The sequence below is a fragment of the Hydrogenophaga sp. genome, from assembly GCF_041633695.1.
GTDB lineage: Bacteria > Pseudomonadota > Gammaproteobacteria > Burkholderiales > Burkholderiaceae_C > Hydrogenophaga.
Genome location: NZ_JBFJMY010000037.1, coordinates 1 through 18,102, shown reverse-complemented (window position 1 = coordinate 18,102; position 18,102 = coordinate 1). Strand labels below are relative to the sequence as shown.

Sequence of the window (18,102 nt, the reverse complement as noted above, 5' to 3'; positions counted from 1 at the left end):
TGTTTGATATCGATGGGACCCTTGTTTCCGCCGGGGGAGCGGGCCGACGTAGCCTGGACCCAGGTTCACTCGCCCGCCCGCGTCCCCGCTCTTGCGTCGGGGCGGTGTGGCAACAGCGGTGGGGGCTTTGACCGCCGATGCGCCCGAAGAAGACGAGGCATTGTCATCGCGACTGGAGCCAACATCAGACCCCCGCTGGGCAGGGGGCAGGTTGGACGCCGGGATGTTGGGGACCACCGGCACGGCGGATGGAACAACCCCACTCGAAGCCCGGGCTGGAAATTGGGCCGGGGCGGTCGTGGCCTCGCTGATCGGATCCGCCAGCAAAACGTAGCGACGGGTAAAGGGTGCATTGCAACCGGCCCGCACATAGACGGTCACGATCGGTTCGTTGACCACCTGGCTGGACTGGATGCGCACAGAACTCTGTGCGTCGGGTGCGGTTTTCTGCACAGCGCTGCGAACGGCTCCCGGCAGCACCTGCGAGTCCCCATAGAAGACATCGGCCTCCATACAGACCGCGGAGACATCTTCGCCTGGCGCCGTCAGCAACTGCACTCGGATGTCCAAAGGACGGCCGATCACGGCGGCGCCGCTGTGCCTCCCCAAGGTTGCCGCAGATCCGCTCCATGCGATTGATAGCAAAATACAGCCAATCCAGATTTGGCGCACGTCGGGTTTCCTCTTTCCAGTGTTGGAACATTTTGTCATAGGTTCTTAGCGCTCCAACTTCAATACTACTTTTATATGCAACCACTATTCAAAACTGTCGGCATTGTGGGAACCGGGGCCATGGGCCGCGGTATCGCACAGATGGCCGCTCAGGCTGGCAGCGATGTGATTCTCTTCGATGTTCAACCCGGCGCCGCAGAAACCGCGCGCCTTGCGCTGCGGGAGACCTGGAACAAGCTGAGCCTCAAGGGCAAACTGACCGCCGAACAGGTGACCGACCTCGAAGCGCGCCTGCAAGTGGCCGGGTCGATCCAAGCGTTGGCTCCGTGCCAACTGGTGATCGAAGCCATCGTCGAGAAGCTCGACGTCAAGCAGCGCTTGTTTGGTGAACTCGAAGGCCTGGTGGCGGCTTCGGCGGTGTTGGCCACCAACACCTCGTCTTTGTCCGTCACCGCCATTGCAGCCGGCCTGCAACGTCCCGAGCAATTGGTGGGCTACCACTTTTTCAATCCGGTTCCGCTGATGAAAGTGGTGGAGGTGATTGCCGGCCTGAAGACCTCCGCGCTTGTCTGCCAGCAGATGACCGACTTCACACGTCAATTTGGGCATACCCCGGTATCGGCACAGGACACACCGGGCTTTATCGTCAACCACGCGGGGCGCGGTTATGGAACCGAAGCGCTGCGGGTGATTGGCGAGCGCGTGGCCGACTTCGCCACCATCGACCGCATCCTGAAAGACCAGATGGGGTTCCGGCTCGGTCCGTTCGAGTTGATGGACTTGACCGCCCTGGACGTGTCGCACCCGGTGATGGAAGCCATTTACCGCCAGTACTTCGACGAGCCGCGCTACCGTCCCAGCGTCATCACCGCACAACGGCTGGCGGGTGGCGTGGTGGGCAAAAAGGTCGGCGAAGGCTTTTACGTCTACACCGATGGCGTGGCCCAAGTACCCGCCGAACCCGCCGTTCCGGTGGTGGCCGAGTTGCCCCCGGTCTGGGTCTCCCCCAAGGCCGCGCGCCGTACCGAAATCTTTCAGTTGCTGAAAGAGCTGGGAGCGCAGATAGAAACCGCTGGCGCGCCCTCTGAGGCAGCGCTGATCCTAGTGGCCCCGCTGGGGCTGGACGTGACCACGCTGGCTGCCGTCGAGCGCCTGGACCCCACCCGCACCATGGGTCTGGACATGATGCTGGAAGACAGCGCCACCAAGCGGCGCGTGCTGGCCACCAACCCGGCCACGCGCATCGATATGCGCGACGCCGCCCACGCCTTGTTCGCGCGCGACGGCAAAGCGGTGAGTGTGGTCCGCGACAGCGGCGGTTTTGTCACGCAGCGGGTGGTGGCCACCATTGTCAACATCGCCGCCGACATGTGCCAGCAAGGCATTTGCAGCCCGGACGATCTCGAACTGGCCGTCACCCTGGGCCTGGGCTATCCCATGGGTCCCTTGGCCATGGGCGACCGCATAGGTCCCACCAACGTGCTGGAAATTCTGTTCAACATGCAAACCGTGTATGGCGACCCGCGCTACCGCCCTTCGCCCTGGTTGCGCCGCCGTGGTGCCCTGGGCCTGAGCCTGAAGCACACCGAGGCCTGATACCCTGCAATCCCATTGAAACGACGATGCCGCTATGACCGCCAGCCTCCAAAGCCACAGCCATGGTCAGACCATGGTGTTGACCATCAGCAATCCGCAACACCGCAACGCCCTCGGCCCGGAGATCTATGCCGCCGGGGTGGAGGCGCTCAATGTGGCCGAAAACAACCCGGATGTGCGCAGCGTGGTGATCACTGGCGAAGGCAGCCATTTCTGCGCCGGCGGCAACCTCGGGCGCTTGCTGGCCAACCGCCAGCAGCCGCCCGAGGTGCAGGCGCAAAGCATCGAGGGTTTGCACAACTGGATCGAGACCATACGGGCCTTTCCCAAACCGGTGGTGGCCGCGGTAGAAGGTTCGTGCGCCGGGGCCGGCTTCTCGCTGGCATTGGCCTGCGACATGGTGGTGGGGGCGCACAACGCCGTCTTTGTCATGGCGTACAGCTCGGTCGGCCTCTCGCCCGACGGTGGCGGCAGCTGGAGTCTGATGCGCGCCCTGCCCCGCGCCACCGCCATGCAGCTGATGCTGTGCGGCGAACGCGTGAGCGCAGAGCGTTTGCAGGCCCTCGGGGTGATCACCCAGGTCACTGCAGCAGCAGAAGCCCTGCCCGAGGCCTTGCGCCTGTGCGAACGCCTCAACGCCCGCGCGCCCAACGCGCTGGCCAGCATCAAGGAACTGGTCAACGACGCCGTGACCGAATCGCTCAACACGCAACTGCGCGCCGAGCGCGACCACTTTGTGCGCAACCTGCACCACGCCAACGCGGGCGAAGGCATTGCCGCCTTTCTGGACAAGCGCCCCGCCCAATACCGCTGAGCGACACGCTTGCAAGGCGGCCTGCGGGCCGACTGACCAGCCCCGCCCTCCCCTGCGTGGGACGCGTTGGGGACAAGTCCCACACAAACCCTGATGCGCCGCGCCGGTCTCCGTAGCGACAATGTAGGCTCACACAGTCACCCATAAGACAGGCAATGGACGAACCGATTCTGACAATGGACGAACGCGAGGCGATCAACAGTGGTCGCTGGTTCAACAGTCTTTCTCCCTCACTGCGTCACGACATTCTCCGATGCGCCTACGTCAAACGCTTCAAGGACGGCGACCTGATCGTCGCCCGCGGCGACCCTCCTTCCGAATGGACGGCGGTGGCCCGCGGAGCGGTGCGCGTGAGTTCGACCTCGCTCTCGGGCAAGCAGATCACGCTGACCTATGTGGAGCCGGGCGTGTGGTTTGGCGATGTGGCCATGTTCGACGGCGACCAGCGCACGCACGATGCGTATGCCCACGACGCCACCACTTTGCTGTGCGTGGCCCGGACCGATTTCCAGAAAATTCTCAGCACCCACATCGAGCTCTACGAGGCCTTGATGCGTTTGCAGGCGCGGCGCATCCGCACCTTGTTCGGACTGGTCGAAGATCTCAACACCTTGCCGCTGCGCGCGCGTCTGGCCAAGCAGTTGCTGCACCTGGTGCGCAGCTACGGCTCACCCTGTCTGGCCGACGGCAACGAAACGCGCATTGGTCTGCAGCTCGCACAAGAAGAGCTGGCGCAACTGCTGGGCGCATCGCGCCAGCGTGTGAACCAGGAACTCAAATCGATGGAGCGCGAGAACGCGATCCGCATCGAACCGGGTGGGCTGGTGGTGCGCAACCGCGAAATGCTGATGCGCATCGCCGAAACCGAGTCCTGACCCGCCGCCTTTTCACCGCCGTTCGGGTCGCCCGCTGTACGGTCAACACGGAACCACGCGCATGACCGATACGCAGAACTTCACCGGCACCAAAGCGGTGGCAGACCAGCACGCCTTCGATATCGGCGCTCTGGCGCAATGGCTGGAAGCCCACATGGCCGGCTTTCAGGGCCCGCTGACGGTGGAGATGTTCAAGGGCGGTCAATCGAACCCGACCTACAAACTCATCACACCGCAGCGCGCTTATGTGATGCGGGCAAAGCCCGGCCACGTGGCCAAACTGCTGCCATCGGCCCATGCCATCGAGCGCGAATTCCGCGTGATGGGCGCACTGCACGGCACGGGCGTGCCGGTGGCGGACATGCACGTTTTGTGCGAAGACGAGTCGGTGATCGGGCGTGCTTTTTACGTCATGCAGTGCGTCGAAGGGCGTGTGCTGTGGGACCAGTCTTTGCCGGGCATGACGGCGCCGCAGCGGCGCGACATCTACCTGGAGATGAACCGGGTCATGGCGGCACTGCACCGGGTCGACCCCATGGCGATTGGCCTGGAGAGCTACGGCAAACCCGGCAACTATTTCGACCGGCAGATCGGCCGCTGGAGCAAGCAATACGTCGCGTCGGTCACGCAGCCGATTCCTGAAATGGACCAGCTGATGCGGTGGTTGCCCGAAAACATGCCGGCCATGGCGCAAGACGCTTCGATGGTGTCCATCGTGCACGGCGACTACCGGCTGGACAACCTGATGTTCCACCCCAGCGAGCCCCGGGTGCTCGCCATCCTGGACTGGGAGCTCTCCACGCTGGGGCATCCGCTGGCCGATTTCAGTTACCACTGCATGGCCTGGCACATACCGCCGGGCGCCTTCCGGGGCATCGCCGGGCTCGACTGGGCAGCGCTGGGCATTCCATCGGAAGAAGAGTACATCGCGCGCTACTGCGAAGGCACGGGTTTTGCCACGCCGGACCAACTCAAGGCCGACTGGAACTTCTACCTGGCCTACAACATGTTCCGCCTCGCGGCCATTCTGCAAGGCATTGCCAAGCGGGTGGAAGCCGGCACCGCGTCCAGCGCGCAAGCCGTCAAGTCCGCAGCTGGCGCGCGCCCCATGGCCGAACTGGCCTGGCATTTCGCTCAAAAAACAGGGCGGACCTGACCCCTCGGCCGGGATCAGCCCCGTTTCGCTTCACGCACCACAAGGAGATACGATGCATTTTGATTACACCGACAAGGTCAAGTCCATGCGCGAGCAATTGCTCGCCTTCATGGACGAACACGTTTATCCCAACGAGGGGCGCTTCTACGCCGAGATCGCGGAAAACCGCGCCAAGGGCAATGCCTGGATTCCGACCAAAATCGTGGAGGAACTCAAACCCAAGGCCCGTGCCGCCGGCCTGTGGAACCTGTTCCTGCCCAAGAGCCCGCGCGCGCCGCAAGGCCTGTCGAATCTGGAATACGCGCCCATGTGCGAAATCATGGGCCGCGTGCCCTTCGCCGCCGAGGTGTTCAACTGCTCCGCGCCCGACACCGGCAACATGGAAACGCTGGAGCGCTACGCCAGCGAAGCCATCAAGGACGAGTGGCTGGAACCCTTGCTGCGCGGCGAAGTCCGCTCCGCCTTTCTGATGACCGAGCCGGACGTGGCCTCTTCAGACGCCACCAACATCGAGTGCAAGATCGAGCGCCAAGGCGATGAATACGTCATCAATGGTCGCAAATGGTGGTCGTCCGGCGCCGGCGATCCGCGCTGTGCCGTGTACATCGTGATGGGCAAGACCGACCCGGAAGCGGGCCGTCACCAGCAACAATCCATGATCGTGGTGCCCGCCAAGACGCCCGGCATCACCGTGGTGCGCCCGCTCTCGGTATTTGGTTACGACGATGCGCCGCACGGCCACATGGAAGTGCTGCTGAAGGATGTGCGCGTGCCGGTCGGCAACATCTTGCTGGGCGAAGGCCGCGGCTTTGAAATTGCGCAAGGCCGCCTTGGCCCTGGCCGCATCCACCATTGCATGCGCTCCATTGGCGCTGCCGAACGCGCCCTCGAACTCATGTGCAAGCGGCTCAACAGCCGCGTCGCCTTCGGCAAGCCCGTCTCGGCCCAGTCGGTCTGGCACGAGCGCATCGCCGATGCACGTTGCCGCATCGAAATGGCGCGTCTGCTCACGCTCAAGGCCGCCTACATGATGGACACGGTGGGCAACAAGGTCGCCAAGGCCGAAATCGCCATGATCAAGGTGGTGGCGCCCAACATGGCTTGCGACATCATCGACATGGCCATCCAGGCCCACGGCGGTGGTGGCGTGAGCGACGACTTTCCCCTGGCCTACGCCTACGCCGGCCAGCGCACCCTGCGCCTGGCCGATGGCCCGGACGAGGTGCACAGGGTATCGATTGCCAAGCTGGAACTGGCCAAACACCTCGCGCTCAAGGGCGAGGTGGACATGCCCGTGACACGCGGCAGCTGACACCGCCAGACGCCGCGCCAACACAGGCACAACCGGGAGAGCGGTTTCCCGGTTGTCGTCTAGCGTGGTGGTGCCGTCTTTGCGGGATACCGCGAGGCGGCCCAGAACAGTTCCAGCGCCTGCACTTCACGCACAGCATCTCCGCGCGCCGGCAACTGCATACGCAGATAGCGGTTGCCGCCCTGCTGCATCAACAGCAACGGTTCGTCGTCGCGCGAAACCGGTAGGGCCAGCAACGGCTGCAGACACTCGGCGCCCAACCACTGGCGCGCTTGCTCCGGCTGGTCGCCCAAGACCACGAAACGGCGCCAGAACGACGGCGGCGGGCCTGCCCAGGCGAGCTTGCGGTACATCGCCAACCAGCGCAATTCTTCGGGCAAGGGTTCTTGCGTGGTTTGAAGGTTGTCGGTGTACTGCTCGTACAGCGTATGGGATTGCTGCTCCAGCTGCTGCTTCAAGTGCTGCCCCATCAACACCACAGATCCCGGCAAGGCCATGCCCAATTCCGCGCGTGCAGACAACTCCAATCCGCGCACGAAACCGCGCGAGGGTTCACCGCACACGATGCGCAAGACCGGCCCCGGCGCTTCACCCACCATGGTGTAGTGCGCGCCAACGCCGGGCGTGAAGACCAAGCCCTTGTCAGCGGCAAAGGCGCCGAGCGCACGGTGGCGATCCGCCTGCCCGGCCAGGGTGTTCCAGAGTTGCTTCCACATGCCGCAGAGATTTCCCTTAAAGTTGACGCGGCTTCCACCGACCGACCCGCCATTCACACACAAGCACCACCATGATCGACGTCTATTCCTGGCCCACGCCCAACGGGCACAAAATCCACATCATGCTCGAAGAGTGTGGCCTTCGTCTGGGCCGGGATTGGCGGGTACACCCCGTCAACATCGGCCAGGGTGACCAATTCCAGCCCGACTTCCTCAAGATCAGCCCCAACAACAAAATTCCGGCCCTGGTAGATCCCATTGGCCCCGACGGCAAACCGATATCGCTGTTCGAGTCCGGCGCGATTCTTTTGTACCTGGCCAGCAAAACCGGCAAGTTCCTACCCCGATCAGATCGGCAGAAATTCAAGGTTCTGGAGTGGTTGATGTTCCAGATGGGTGGCGTAGGCCCGATGCTGGGGCAGGCGCACCACTTTCGCATGTACGCGCCCGAGAAGATCGAGTACGCGGTCAACCGCTACACCAACGAAGCAAAACGCCTCTACGGCGTGATGGACCGCCAGCTGGAAAACACCGCCTATATCGCCGGAGCCCAGTACAGCGTGGCCGACATCGCCATCTTTCCCTGGCTGCGCAGCTGGCAAAACCAGGGCATTGACTGGGCCGATTTCCCACACCTGAAAGCCTGGTTCGACCGCATCGCGGCCCGCCCGGCCGTGCAACGCGGCGTGGCCGTGCTGGCCGATGCCCGCAAGCCGCTGACCGATGACAAGGCACGCGATCTGCTGTTTGGCAAAGGCCAATACGAGAAGCGATAAAGAAAGATCGAGCGTGCGCCAAGAACGGGCCGACAAACAGGTACAATCTCGCACTTAGTCGGAGCGTAGCGCAGCCTGGTAGCGCATCTGCTTTGGGAGCAGAGGGTCGCGAGTTCGAATCCCGCCGCTCCGACCATCAAAACGAAAAAAGGTCCACAGCGTGGGCCTTTTTTTCTTGGCACGATCGAAGACCGTTGTCTGCCCGTAGCTCAACCGGATAGAGCAGCTGCCTTCTCTGCAGCGAGTCGGTTGTAGCAACATCGCCATATGGCAGCAACGTAGAACACAATTTTTTCAGAGGGCCCCGAAGGGAAACCCTCGATCCGCGGCGTTAGCTCAGCTGGATAGAGCAACGGCCTTCTAAGCCGTAGGTCAGAGGTTCGAGCCCTCTACGCCGTACCACCCAACGGGTCAGCAGAGAGCGGTCCCCGCGACCGCCTTGGCCCACTTGGCAGCGTCAAAGCCGTGGGCCCGTCAGCGGCCAGCAACCACAGTGCGTTCGATCACCCGGTCGTCCCCCAGCACGATCAGCGCAAACAGCAGCTCGGCCAGGTTGTTGGCCTGTGCGGTTTTGCGGGCCAGCAGCGGCGTGGCTTGGGGGTTCAGCACCACGAAGTCGGCCTCTTGGCCGGGTTGCAGGTTGCCGACCACGCCAGCCAACCCCAGCGCCTGGGCCGCACCCGCCGTGTGTTGCCACCAGAGTTCGCCCGGGGTGAGGCTGGTGCCGGTTTTGCTCTGGCCCTCGCGCCCCACGTAGTACGCGGCGAGCATGGTGTGAAAAGGTGAAAAGCTGGTGCCGCCCCCGACGTCACTGGCCAGACCGTAGGCCATGCCCGCTTCTTCCGCAGCCAGGTAGTCGAAGAAGCCGCTACCCAGAAACAGGTTGCTGGTCGGGCTGACCGCCGCCGCCGCACCGGTCTCGCGCATCAGAGCGCGGTCGGTCGCATCCAGGTGTATGCAGTGGGCGTACACGGCGCGCTCACGCAAAAGGCCAAAACGCTGGTACACGTCCAGGTAGCTGCGGGCCTGTGGAAACAGCTCGGCCACCCAGCGCACCTCGTCGCGGTTTTCCGCCACATGCGACTGGATCCACACCTCGGGGTACTTCGCGGCCAGTTCGCCCGCGCCGCGCAACTGCTCGGGTGTGCTGGTGGGCGCGAAACGCGGGGTGATGGCATAGCCCAACCGGTCCACGCCCTGCCATTTGTTGATCAAACGCTCGGTATCGATCAGGCTTTGTTCGGTTTGGTCGCGCACACCGTCGGGGCTGTGCCGGTCTTGCAAAACCTTGCCGGTGATGAAGCGCAAGCCCCGCGCCTGGGCGGCTTCGAACATGGCGTCTACCGAAGCGGGGTGCGAAGTGGCAAAGGCGAGCGCCGTGGTGACCCCGTTGCACTGCAATTCGTCCAGAAAGAACCCGGCCACTTCGCGTGCATGCACCGGATCGGAAAACCGCGATTCGTGGGGAAAGGTGTAGTTCTCCAGCCAGGGCAGCAAGCCCTCAGCCGGCGCACCGATCACGTCGGTCTGCGGGTAGTGGATGTGCATGTCCACAAAACCGGGCGCGATCAGGCGACCGCGCAGATCCTCCACATGCACGCCCGGGTATTGGGCGAGCAGCGTGGCGTGGTCGCCCACGGCCTGCACCACGTTGCGCCCTTGCGCGTTGGCGGCCACGACCAACAAACCATCGGTCTCATACACCGGCTGGTGGTCGTCGGAAAATCGCAGAATGGCGGAACGGTAGGCTTGCATAAGCCTTGTAGCTTAGCCGCCACGCCGCCTTCTAGGCATAGCGGTGCGGCAATAGCCCATATACGTGCGGTACTACACAGATCAGCGCAGATCAACGAGGCAACGGGCCTTGCACGCCTTCGACCAGCCAGTTCATTTCCAGAATCTGGGCATCGGTCAAAGCCTGACCGGCAGGCAGCACCACCCGGCCCTGGTTGTCGCGCACATCGACGCGGGCGGAAAAGGGCTGAAGCCTGCCACGGGCCATGTCCGCTTGCCGGGCCAGCACCTCGCTGCGCACCTTGGCCGGCACTTTGCTGCCAAAACCGTCGACCCGGATCATCCCGTCTTTCACGCCCCCCCAGACGCGGGCGCTTTGCCAGGTGCCGTTCAGCACGGCCTGGACGCGGCGGGTGTAGTAGTCGCCCCAAAGGTGGGTGACGGCGGCGATTTGCGCGTCGGGCGCGATTTTGCGCATGTCGGAGTGGTAGGCCACGGCCAGCTTGCCGCGCTCCTGGGCGGCGCTCATCACGGCGGTGGAGCCGGTGTGAAAAGCCAGCACTTCGGCGCCCTGGTTCATCAAGGTCATCGCCGCATCGCGCTCGCGCGCCGGGTTGAACCACTCACCCAACCAGACCACGTGCACGGTGGCAGCCGGGTTGACCGAGCGCATGCCCAGCGTGAAGGCGTTGATGCCCTGGATCACCTCGGGAATCGGAAAACCCGCCACATAACCCGCCTGTGTGGCCATGCGCCCGGCGGCAATGCCCGCCAGGTAGCGGCCTTCGTAGTAGCGCGCATTGGCCGTGGCCACGTTGAGCGCGGTCTTGTAGCCGGTGATGGACTCGAACTTCACGTCGGGAAAATCCCGCGCCACTTTCAGTGTCGGCTCCATGTAGCCAAAACTGGGCGTGAAGATGATGCGGTTCCCCTGTTGGGCCAGATCGCGGATGACACGTTCGGCGTCCGCCCCTTCGGCCACGTTCTCCACGTATTGGGTCTGCACCCGCCCGCCCAGAGCGGCCTGCACCGCCAGCCGCCCTTGTTCGTGCTGGCGCACCCAGCCCGCTGGAGTCAGCGGCGCCACATACACGAATGCGGCCTTGAGGGGTTCAATTTGGGACGGTGCGGCGGCGCTCGTCTGGGCCACAACGGGCAGCGCGGCGGTGAAAGAAAAACAGGCAGCCAGAGTGGCGCAGGCGCGCCGGGCCACGAGGTTTTTGTACATGGTGTTCCTCTACATGGCTTCCGATGGGACAAAAAAAGCGAGCCGGGGAAGCACCGGCTCGCTGGTGGGGATTGTAGCCCTGGCGCGTGAACAGGCCCTAGCCTGCGTGTTCGGCCACCGCCTCGTCGAGCGTGATCAAAAACGCCGCGCGCGCATCCTCCGATAGGAAGCTGGCTTCAAAACTGTTGCAGGCCAGCGTGATCACGTCGGCTTCGCTCAAGTCCAGTGCCTGTACCGTGGCCACAAAATTCTGGTTCATGTAGCCGCCAAAATACGCCGGGTCGTCGGAGTTCACCGTGGCGCACAAACCCGCTTGCAGCAGGCGCTTCATGGGGTGGTGCACCAGATCATCCACCACGCAGAGCTTGAGGTTGGACAAGGGGCAAACCGTGAGCGGTATGCGGGTCTGGGCCAGGTGTTCCACCAGCGCCGGGTCTTCGAGACAGCGCACGCCGTGGTCGATGCGCTCGACCTTGAGCACGCTCAGCGCCTGCCAGATGTAGTCGGGCGGTCCCTCTTCCCCGGCGTGCGCCACGGTGCGCAGGCCCAGTTCGCGGCAGCGCGCAAACACCTGGGCGAACTTGCTCGGTGGGTGCCCCATTTCGCTCGAATCCAGCCCCACGCCAATGAAGTGCTCGCGGTAGGGCAGCGCCGCGTCCAAGGTGGCGAAGGCGTCTTCTTCGCTCAGGTGGCGCAGAAAGCACAAGATCAGCGCCGAGCTGATGCCGAGCCGGGTTTTCGCGTCGGCACAGGCGCGCGACAGGCCGGCGATCACCACCGCCATGGGCACGCCACGGGCGGTGTGGGTCTGCGGGTCGAAGAACAGCTCGGCGTGCACCACCTTGTCGGCCTGGGCGCGCTCAAAGTAGGCCCACGCCATGTCGTAAAAATCGGCCTCGTGCAGCAGCACGCTGGCCCCGGCGTAGTAGATGTCGAGAAAGCTTTGCAGATCGGTGAAGGCATAGGCGCGGCGCAAGGCTTCAACGTCGGCGTACGGCAGTTTCACGCCGTTGCGTTGCGCCAAAGCGAAGATCAGCTCGGGCTCCAAGGAGCCTTCGATGTGGATGTGCAGCTCGGCCTTGGGCAGGTTTTGCGCCAGAAGCATGGCTTTGCGTGTGGGTTCGGGAATCACAAGCGGTCCTTTCAGAGGTTCTTTCGATTCAGGTCACGCCCAGGCTGATGCCCAGGCGCGAGAGATAGCGCCGGTAGGCGCCAGACATGCGGTCCGCCGGGCTGTGCACCTCGCTTGCCGGGCGCTCGCGTCCGATCGGCAAGCGCTTGGGCATCTGGGATTCCACCACCGGGCGGTCCTGCGCAAACACGGCGTCCTGAAAGGCGCGCAGCGCTTCGTCGCTGGCGCTGTCGCCCAGCGTGGCCATGGCAAACCAGGCGGTGCAGCTTTGATCCGTATCCGGGCGTATAAACAAGGCAATCGCGTTGCTCACCGGGTCGCCCAAGGCGGCGTCTTTGCGCAACACGGCGGCAAACGGGTGTGGCACCGCGTAGCGGTAAGCCACCCAGGCACCTTCCGTGCCACACGCAGAGGCACCGGCGTAAGCGCGCGGCTGCCAGGCGCGGCAGTCGCTGGCGATCAAGCCTTCGGCCTGTTCCAGCACCTGTCCGGTTTGCACTTGCGCGTGGCTGCGTTCACCCAGCCAGCCCTCGTGCACAAAGCCGAAATGGCTCAGATCGAGAAAATTTTCCACCAGGCGCGGTGCGCTGGTCTGCAACCCGTAGGGGCCACACAAGACCTGCCGCCAGGCACGGTCCGAACCCTGCTCAAACAGCGGCACTTCGTTCAGTGGCCCTGGCAACTCGGGGCCGGGCGGGCTCAGGCGCACCCAGACCAGGCCATAACGTTCCTGCGCTTCAAACACGGTCGCGCTGTGCCCCACTGGCGGCACAAAGGCCGGGTCCGCTGGCACATGGACGCAGCGCCCGACCGACACTGGCGCGTCCTGCGCAGCCGCCTCGTCGCCCGCCAGTTGCCAGCCGTGGTAAGGGCACTCCAGGCGCGCGCCACGCACATGCAGCAACACACGGCCCAACGACAACTGGGCACCCCGGTGTGGGCAGCGGTCGGCCCAGGCGTGTACACGACCCGCTTCGCCTTCGTGGCGCGGTTCGCGCCACAACACCAGCGGCTCGCCCAGCAGCGTGCACGCCAAGGGAGCATCACGCACTTGCAGCGATGCCACCACCGGGTGCCAGAGTTGCCGTTCGATCACATGCTCTCCAAAAGAAAAAAGCTGCCCGCAGACAGCTTTCGAGCGCCGAGGTCACAGGCGCGCCAGACGGGTGCTGGATCCGGGCGCGGCGCCTTGCCGCCACGCCCTGCACCCGTGCGACTGGCCGGGCTCAGTTGCCTGGAACCTTGCCTTCCACGCCCTTCACATAAAACTTCACACCGCCCAGGAACGCGTCGTCTGCCACGGCGTCCTTGGCCAGCACCTCTTTGCCATCCGAGCCCATGATCGGGCCTTTCCAGATCGAGAAGCTGCCGTCTTTCAGACCTGCCTTCACCTCGTCCAGCTTGGTCTTCACTTCGGCCGGCACGTCTTCGGCCACCGACACCATGTCGATCGCGCCTTCTTTCACGCCCCACCAGACACCACCGGTGCTCCAGGTACCGTCCAACGCGTCCTTGGTGGCCTTGATGTAGTAAGGCGCCCAGTTGATGACGGCCGAACCCAGGTGGGCTTTGGGGCCGTAGGCGCTCATGTCGGAATCCCAGCCAAAGGCGCGCTTGCCCAGCTTCTCGGCCGTTTGCAGCACCGCCGACGAATCGGTGTTCTGCATCAGCACGTCGGCGCCGCCGTTGATCAGCGAGGTGGCGGCTTCGGTTTCTTTCGGTGGGTCGAACCAGCCGTTGACCCAGACCACCTTGGTCTTGACCTTGGGGTTCACGCTTTGTGCACCCAGCGTGAAACTGTTGATGTTGCGGATCACTTCAGGGATTGGGATCGAGGCGACCACACCCAGGGTATTGGTCTTGGTCATGCCGCCCGCGATCACGCCGGCCATGTAGGCGCCTTCGTAGGTGCGGCTGTCGTAGGTGCGCATGTTCGGCGCGGTTTTGTAGCCGGTGGCGTGTTCGAACTTCACGTCGGGGAAGTCCGGCGCCACCTTCATCATGGGTTCCATGTAGCCAAAGGTGGTGCCAAAAATCACCTTGTTGCCCTGGCTGGCCAGATCGCGCAAGACACGCTCGGCGTCGGCGCTCTCGGGCACGTTCTCCACGAAACTGGTCACGACTTTGTCGCCGAACTCGGCTTCCACCGCCTTGCGGCCGTTGTCGTGGGCAAAGGTCCAGCCGCCATCGCCCACCGGGCCGACGTAGGCAAAAGCGATTTTCAGCGGCTCGGGCTTGGGCGCTTCGGCGGCCACCGGTGCGGGCGCAGGTGCCGGCGCCGGCTCTTCCTTCTTGCCGCAGCCGATCAGCGCGGCGCTGGCCACTGCCGTCAGGGCAGCAAGCTTCATCAGGGAACGTTTGCTCAGGTCAGTCATGGAAACCTCTTGGTGGGTGGGTAGAAAAAAAGAAACGCCAAATGTTATTGAAACACGAATCGCCCCGTTGATCCGCGCCCGTCGCCATCCAGAGACACCGCCGGGCCGCCCTTCGACAGACTCGGGACGGACGGCTGGTGTCGCCTCTCGGGGGTGACGCCGAAGGCGGCGCGAGGGGCCTTCATCACGCGCCGGGGTAAAAGGGCTTTCCAATCGACGTCGGCATGTTGATGCGTATCCAGGTCGGGTTGCGCGAGATCAAGACCAGCACCACGATGGTGGCCAGGTACGGCATCATGGTCAGGAACTGGCTCGGCACGTTCACGCCCACCCCTTGCAGGTGGAACTGCAACATGGTCACGCCGCCAAACAGGTAGGCGCCGAGTAGCACCCGGGCCGGGCGCCAGGTAGCGAAGGTGGTGAGAGCCAACGCGATCCAGCCCTTGCCGGCGATCATGCCTTCGACCCACAAAGGCGTGTAGCTGGTGGACACATACGCCCCGGCCAGACCGCAGAGCGCACCGCCCGCCACCACCGCCATCAGCCGGATGCGGCGCACCGGGTAGCCCAGCGCGTGCGCCGACTCGGGGCTTTCGCCCACGCTGCGCAAGACCAGACCGCTGCGGGTGCGGTAGAGAAACCAGATCAAGACAAACACGATGCCCACGCAGACGTACACCATGGGGTGCTGGCGAAACAGCGCCGGGCCCAGCAGCGGAATATCGCCCAGCAGCGGGATCGCGTACTGCCCTTGTTCGGGCAGCTTTTCCTGCACATAGCCCGTGCCGGCAAAGGCGGAGAAACCGGCCCCGAACAGCGACAAGGCCAGGCCGGTGGCGTACTGGTTGGTGTTGAGCCAGATCACCAGCACGCCAAAAATGGCCGCCAGCAACGCACCCACCACCATGCCCGCCGCCAGCCCCGCCACGGTGCTGCCGGTGTGCACCACGGCGGCAAAACCGGCCAGTGCGGAGCACAGCATCATGCCCTCGGCGCCCAGGTTCACGATGCCGGCCTTTTCGTTGATGAGCAGGCCCAGCGCCGCCAGCGCCAACACGGTACCGGCGTTGAGCGAGGCGCCCAACAACAATGCAATGGATTCCATCACAGGCCTCCTTCGGAACGGGGTTGTGCTCTGGCAGTCCCCTCCACGGGCACCGCAGTACCGGCTTCGCCGGGCTGCAGGTGTTGCCCCCTCAAGGGGGTCGCGCGCAACGCGGCGGGGGTAGACCATCTCACGCGGTAAGCGATCAAGGTGTCGCAGGCCAACAAAGCAAACAGCAGCAAGCCCTGGAACACGCCGGTGAGCGACTTGGACAAACCCAGGCGCGATTGCGCGAGTTCGCCGCCGATGTAGAACATGCTCATCAGAATCGCCGAAAACACGATGCCCACCGGATGCAGGCGCCCGACAAAGGCCACGATGATGGCGGCAAAACCGTAGCCTGCGGGTACGTAAGGTGTGAGCTGCCCGATCGGCCCCGCCACCTCCAGCGCACCGGCCAGACCGGCGGTGCCGCCCGAGATCAGCAACGCAATCCACAAGGCTTTGCGCGACGAAAAACCCGCGTAGCGCGCCGCCGCTGGCGCCAGACCGCCGACTTGCTGCGCAAACCCGGAATAGGTCCGGAACAAAAATACCCACACCGCCGCCACGCCAGCCAGCGCCAGCAACAGACCCACGTTGACCCGGCTGCCCTGCATCAGGCGCGGGATCTGCGTCACCGCTTCAAAGGTTTTGGTTTGCGGGAAGTTGTAGCCGTTGGGGTCTTTCCAGGGGCCGTAGACCAGGAAGTTCAGCACCTGGATCGCCACGTAGACCAGCATCAGACTGACCAGGATTTCGTTGGCGTTGAAGCGGTCGCGCAGCAAAGCGGTGATACCGCCCCAGACCATGCCACCCACCACGCCCGCGACCAAAATGGCGGGCACGATCCACCCGCCGGTGCCTGGACCGGCCATCAAGGCCACTCCGGCAGCAAACACCGCGCCGATGACGTACTGCCCCTCGGCTCCGATGTTCCAGACGTTGGAGCGGAAACACACGGCCAGGCCCAGCGCGATGATCATCAGCGGCGTGGCCTTGACCATCAACTCCGACAGCGCGTAGCCGCTTTTGATCGGCTCCCAGAAAAACACCTGCAGGCCGCGCACCGGGTCCTTGCCCAGCAGGCTGAACAGAATCACCCCAACCACCACCGTGATCGCCAGCGCCAGCAAGGGCGAGGCGTAGCCCCAGCGCGCCGAGGGTTGTGGTCTGACTTCAAGCCGCAGCATCGGCACTCTCCTTTTGGCGGGCGGCGCCGCTGTCCCAAAGACCCGACATCCATTCACCGATCAGCTCGACGCTGGCGTCGGCCCGGTCCACGCTGGGCGACAAGCGCCCCTTGGCGATCACGTGCAGGCGGTCGCAAATTTCAAACAATTCGTCGAGCTCTTCGCTCACCACCAGCACCGCACACCCAGCGTCGCGCAAAGCCAGGATCTCGCCCCGTATCTGCGCCGACGCACCCACGTCCACACCCCAGGTGGGCTGGCTCACGATCAGCAGCTTGGGCTTGGCCTCGATCTCGCGGCCCACAATGAATTTCTGCAAATTGCCGCCCGACAGCGATTTGGCCGCCGCTCCCGGCCCGTTGGCCTTGACGTTGTAGCGCGCGATCACACCCTCGGCCTGCCGCTTCAGCACACCCAGGCGCAACCAGCCCCCCACGCCCAGCGCATCCCGGCGCGAGAGCAAAAGGTTTTGCGCCAGCGACAACGTGGGCACGGCGCCCCGGCCCAGGCGTTCTTCGGGCACAAAATGCAGGCCCAGGGCGCGGCGCCTGCCCGGGGTCATCTGGGCCACGTCGCGGCTGCCCACGCGGATGCTGCCTGGCGGCGCACGCGTGCTTTCGCCCGAGAGCGCAAACAGCAACTCGCTTTGCCCGTTGCCCGACACCCCTGCGATGCCCACCACCTCGCCCGCCCGCACGCACAGCGCCACGTCTTGCAAGTGGGTACCAAACGGGTCTTCGCTGTCCTGCGTGAGGCCTTCCACCTGCAGCACTTCGGCCCCCGCCTGGAGTTTGCGCACCGTCAGGGCGGGCGGCTCGGCGCCGATCATCAGGCGCGACAGCGACGCATTGCTTTCTTCTTGCGGGTTGCACACACCCGTGACCACGCCCCCGCGCAGCACGGTGCAAGCGGTGCACAGCTCGCGGATCTCGTGCAGCTTGTGGCTGATGTACAGAATGCTGCAGCCTTCGCTGGAGAGCTTCTTCAGGACCACGAACAATTTTTCCACCGCCTGCGGCGTGAGCACCGACGTGGGCTCGTCCAGAATCAACAACTGGGGATTGGTGAGCAGCGAACGGATGATCTCGACCCGCTGCATCTCGCCCACACTCAAGGTGTGCACCGGCCGGTTGGGATCGATCTCCAGCCCGTACTCCGCCGCCTTGGCCGTGATGCTGGCGCCCACCTCGGTCAAACTCAGGCTTTTGTCCAGGCCCAGCCACACGTTTTCGGCCACGGTCAGGGTGTCGAACAGGCTGAAATGCTGGAACACCATGCTGATGCCCAGGGCGCGCGCTTCCTGCGGGTTGCGGATGTGCACCGGGCGGCCATTGAACATGACCGAGCCTTCGTCCGGCTTGACCGAGCCGTAGATGATCTTCATCAGCGTGGACTTGCCCGCGCCGTTCTCGCCCAGCACCGCGTGCACCTCGCCGGGC

Annotated in this window: 16 protein-coding genes and 2 tRNA genes; 8 read left to right on the top strand and 10 right to left on the bottom strand. The window is 64.2% G+C overall.

All coding sequences use genetic code 11. The features are described 5' to 3' along the window. Positions 1-672: FimV family protein (locus tag ABYB95_RS03985; RefSeq protein WP_372657149.1), on the bottom strand; the 672-nt coding region annotated here is incomplete at its 3' end. 75 nt (positions 673-747) lie between these two features. On the opposite strand from ABYB95_RS03985, the gene ABYB95_RS03980 reads away from it, so the two are divergent. The 5 genes from ABYB95_RS03980 to ABYB95_RS03960 all read left to right on the top strand — a co-directional run bounded on the left by ABYB95_RS03980 (position 748) and on the right by ABYB95_RS03960 (position 6,425). Continuing rightward, on the top strand, positions 748-2,268 hold the full coding sequence (locus ABYB95_RS03980) for a 3-hydroxyacyl-CoA dehydrogenase (RefSeq protein ID WP_372657148.1): 1,521 nt from the start codon (positions 748-750) through the stop codon (positions 2,266-2,268). Between the two features lie 34 nt (positions 2,269-2,302). Further along, complete coding sequence (locus ABYB95_RS03975; protein WP_372657147.1) at positions 2,303-3,082, top strand: oxepin-CoA hydrolase, alternative type; 780 nt, start codon at positions 2,303-2,305, stop codon at positions 3,080-3,082. 155 nt (positions 3,083-3,237) lie between these two features. Beyond that, complete coding sequence (locus ABYB95_RS03970) at positions 3,238-3,957, top strand: Crp/Fnr family transcriptional regulator (RefSeq protein ID WP_372657146.1); 720 nt, start codon at positions 3,238-3,240, stop codon at positions 3,955-3,957. 61 nt (positions 3,958-4,018) lie between these two features. Then, positions 4,019-5,113: a phosphotransferase gene (locus ABYB95_RS03965; protein ID WP_372657145.1), complete on the top strand. Its 1,095-nt coding sequence runs from the start codon at positions 4,019-4,021 to the stop codon at positions 5,111-5,113. Positions 5,114-5,165: 52 nt separating this feature from the next. Next, entirely contained in the window at positions 5,166-6,425 is a 1,260-nt protein-coding gene (locus tag ABYB95_RS03960) for an acyl-CoA dehydrogenase family protein (protein WP_372657144.1), read from the top strand. Positions 6,426-6,484: 59 nt separating this feature from the next. Here the strand turns inward: ABYB95_RS03960 and ABYB95_RS03955 are convergent, their stop codons facing one another. Beyond that, positions 6,485-7,141: a hypothetical protein gene (locus ABYB95_RS03955; RefSeq protein WP_372657143.1), complete on the bottom strand. Its 657-nt coding sequence runs from the start codon at positions 7,139-7,141 to the stop codon at positions 6,485-6,487. A gap of 71 nt (positions 7,142-7,212) precedes the next feature. Here ABYB95_RS03955 and ABYB95_RS03950 point away from each other — a divergent pair, with 71 nt between their 5' ends. The 3 genes from ABYB95_RS03950 to ABYB95_RS03940 all read left to right on the top strand — a co-directional run bounded on the left by ABYB95_RS03950 (position 7,213) and on the right by ABYB95_RS03940 (position 8,319). Then, positions 7,213-7,917 (top strand): glutathione binding-like protein, encoded by a 705-nt coding sequence (locus ABYB95_RS03950; RefSeq protein ID WP_372657142.1) that lies wholly within the window; start codon positions 7,213-7,215, stop codon positions 7,915-7,917. Between the two features lie 59 nt (positions 7,918-7,976). Next, positions 7,977-8,053, top strand: a tRNA-Pro gene (locus ABYB95_RS03945). A 189-nt stretch (positions 8,054-8,242) separates the two neighbouring features. Then, positions 8,243-8,319 (top strand) — tRNA-Arg (locus ABYB95_RS03940). A 72-nt stretch (positions 8,320-8,391) separates the two neighbouring features. On the opposite strand, the gene guaD is transcribed toward ABYB95_RS03940, so the two are convergent. The 8 genes from guaD to ABYB95_RS03900 form a co-directional block, all read right to left on the bottom strand. Beyond that, positions 8,392-9,672 (bottom strand): guanine deaminase, encoded by a 1,281-nt coding sequence (guaD, locus tag ABYB95_RS03935; RefSeq protein ID WP_372657141.1) that lies wholly within the window; start codon positions 9,670-9,672, stop codon positions 8,392-8,394. Positions 9,673-9,763: 91 nt separating this feature from the next. Further along, the gene (locus tag ABYB95_RS03930; protein ID WP_372657140.1) at positions 9,764-10,879 is read right to left on the bottom strand and encodes a BMP family ABC transporter substrate-binding protein; all 1,116 of its coding nucleotides are present in this window, start codon (positions 10,877-10,879) and stop codon (positions 9,764-9,766) included. A gap of 97 nt (positions 10,880-10,976) precedes the next feature. Next, positions 10,977-11,984 carry an adenosine deaminase gene (locus ABYB95_RS03925; protein WP_372657150.1) on the bottom strand — a complete coding sequence of 336 codons (1,008 nt, stop codon included), beginning with the start codon at positions 11,982-11,984 and terminating at the stop codon, positions 10,977-10,979. Positions 11,985-12,039: 55 nt separating this feature from the next. Further along, positions 12,040-13,107 carry a Rieske 2Fe-2S domain-containing protein gene (locus tag ABYB95_RS03920; protein ID WP_372657139.1) on the bottom strand — a complete coding sequence of 356 codons (1,068 nt, stop codon included), beginning with the start codon at positions 13,105-13,107 and terminating at the stop codon, positions 12,040-12,042. Between the two features lie 130 nt (positions 13,108-13,237). After that, positions 13,238-14,386, bottom strand: a complete 1,149-nt coding sequence (locus tag ABYB95_RS03915; protein ID WP_372657138.1) for a BMP family ABC transporter substrate-binding protein — start codon at positions 14,384-14,386, stop codon at positions 13,238-13,240. Positions 14,387-14,570: 184 nt separating this feature from the next. After that, positions 14,571-15,491 carry an ABC transporter permease gene (locus ABYB95_RS03910; RefSeq protein WP_372657137.1) on the bottom strand — a complete coding sequence of 307 codons (921 nt, stop codon included), beginning with the start codon at positions 15,489-15,491 and terminating at the stop codon, positions 14,571-14,573. Then, positions 15,491-16,663: an ABC transporter permease gene (locus ABYB95_RS03905; protein ID WP_372657136.1), complete on the bottom strand. Its 1,173-nt coding sequence runs from the start codon at positions 16,661-16,663 to the stop codon at positions 15,491-15,493. Before ABYB95_RS03905 ends, ABYB95_RS03910 begins: the two co-directional genes overlap by 1 nt. Further along, positions 16,650-18,102: ABC transporter ATP-binding protein (locus tag ABYB95_RS03900; protein ID WP_372657135.1), on the bottom strand; the 1,453-nt coding region annotated here is incomplete at its 5' end. The genes ABYB95_RS03900 and ABYB95_RS03905, both read right to left, overlap by 14 nt.

What these genes read in the sequence shown, in the direction of transcription:
- ABYB95_RS03980 (WP_372657148.1), top strand. Translation starts at nt 748, where the DNA reads ATGCAACCACTATTCAAAACTGTCGGCATTGTGGGAACCGGGGCCATG.
- ABYB95_RS03975 (WP_372657147.1), top strand. Translation starts at nt 2,303, where the DNA reads ATGACCGCCAGCCTCCAAAGCCACAGCCATGGTCAGACCATGGTGTTG.
- ABYB95_RS03970 (WP_372657146.1), top strand. Translation starts at nt 3,238, where the DNA reads ATGGACGAACCGATTCTGACAATGGACGAACGCGAGGCGATCAACAGT.
- ABYB95_RS03965 (WP_372657145.1), top strand. Translation starts at nt 4,019, where the DNA reads ATGACCGATACGCAGAACTTCACCGGCACCAAAGCGGTGGCAGACCAG.
- ABYB95_RS03960 (WP_372657144.1), top strand. Translation starts at nt 5,166, where the DNA reads ATGCATTTTGATTACACCGACAAGGTCAAGTCCATGCGCGAGCAATTG.
- ABYB95_RS03955 (WP_372657143.1), bottom strand. Translation starts at nt 7,141, where the DNA reads ATGTGGAAGCAACTCTGGAACACCCTGGCCGGGCAGGCGGATCGCCAC.
- ABYB95_RS03950 (WP_372657142.1), top strand. Translation starts at nt 7,213, where the DNA reads ATGATCGACGTCTATTCCTGGCCCACGCCCAACGGGCACAAAATCCAC.
- guaD (WP_372657141.1), bottom strand. Translation starts at nt 9,672, where the DNA reads ATGCAAGCCTACCGTTCCGCCATTCTGCGATTTTCCGACGACCACCAG.
- ABYB95_RS03930 (WP_372657140.1), bottom strand. Translation starts at nt 10,879, where the DNA reads ATGTACAAAAACCTCGTGGCCCGGCGCGCCTGCGCCACTCTGGCTGCC.
- ABYB95_RS03925 (WP_372657150.1), bottom strand. Translation starts at nt 11,984, where the DNA reads ATGCTTCTGGCGCAAAACCTGCCCAAGGCCGAGCTGCACATCCACATC.
- ABYB95_RS03915 (WP_372657138.1), bottom strand. Translation starts at nt 14,386, where the DNA reads ATGACTGACCTGAGCAAACGTTCCCTGATGAAGCTTGCTGCCCTGACG.
- ABYB95_RS03910 (WP_372657137.1), bottom strand. Translation starts at nt 15,491, where the DNA reads ATGGAATCCATTGCATTGTTGTTGGGCGCCTCGCTCAACGCCGGTACC.
- ABYB95_RS03905 (WP_372657136.1), bottom strand. Translation starts at nt 16,663, where the DNA reads ATGCTGCGGCTTGAAGTCAGACCACAACCCTCGGCGCGCTGGGGCTAC.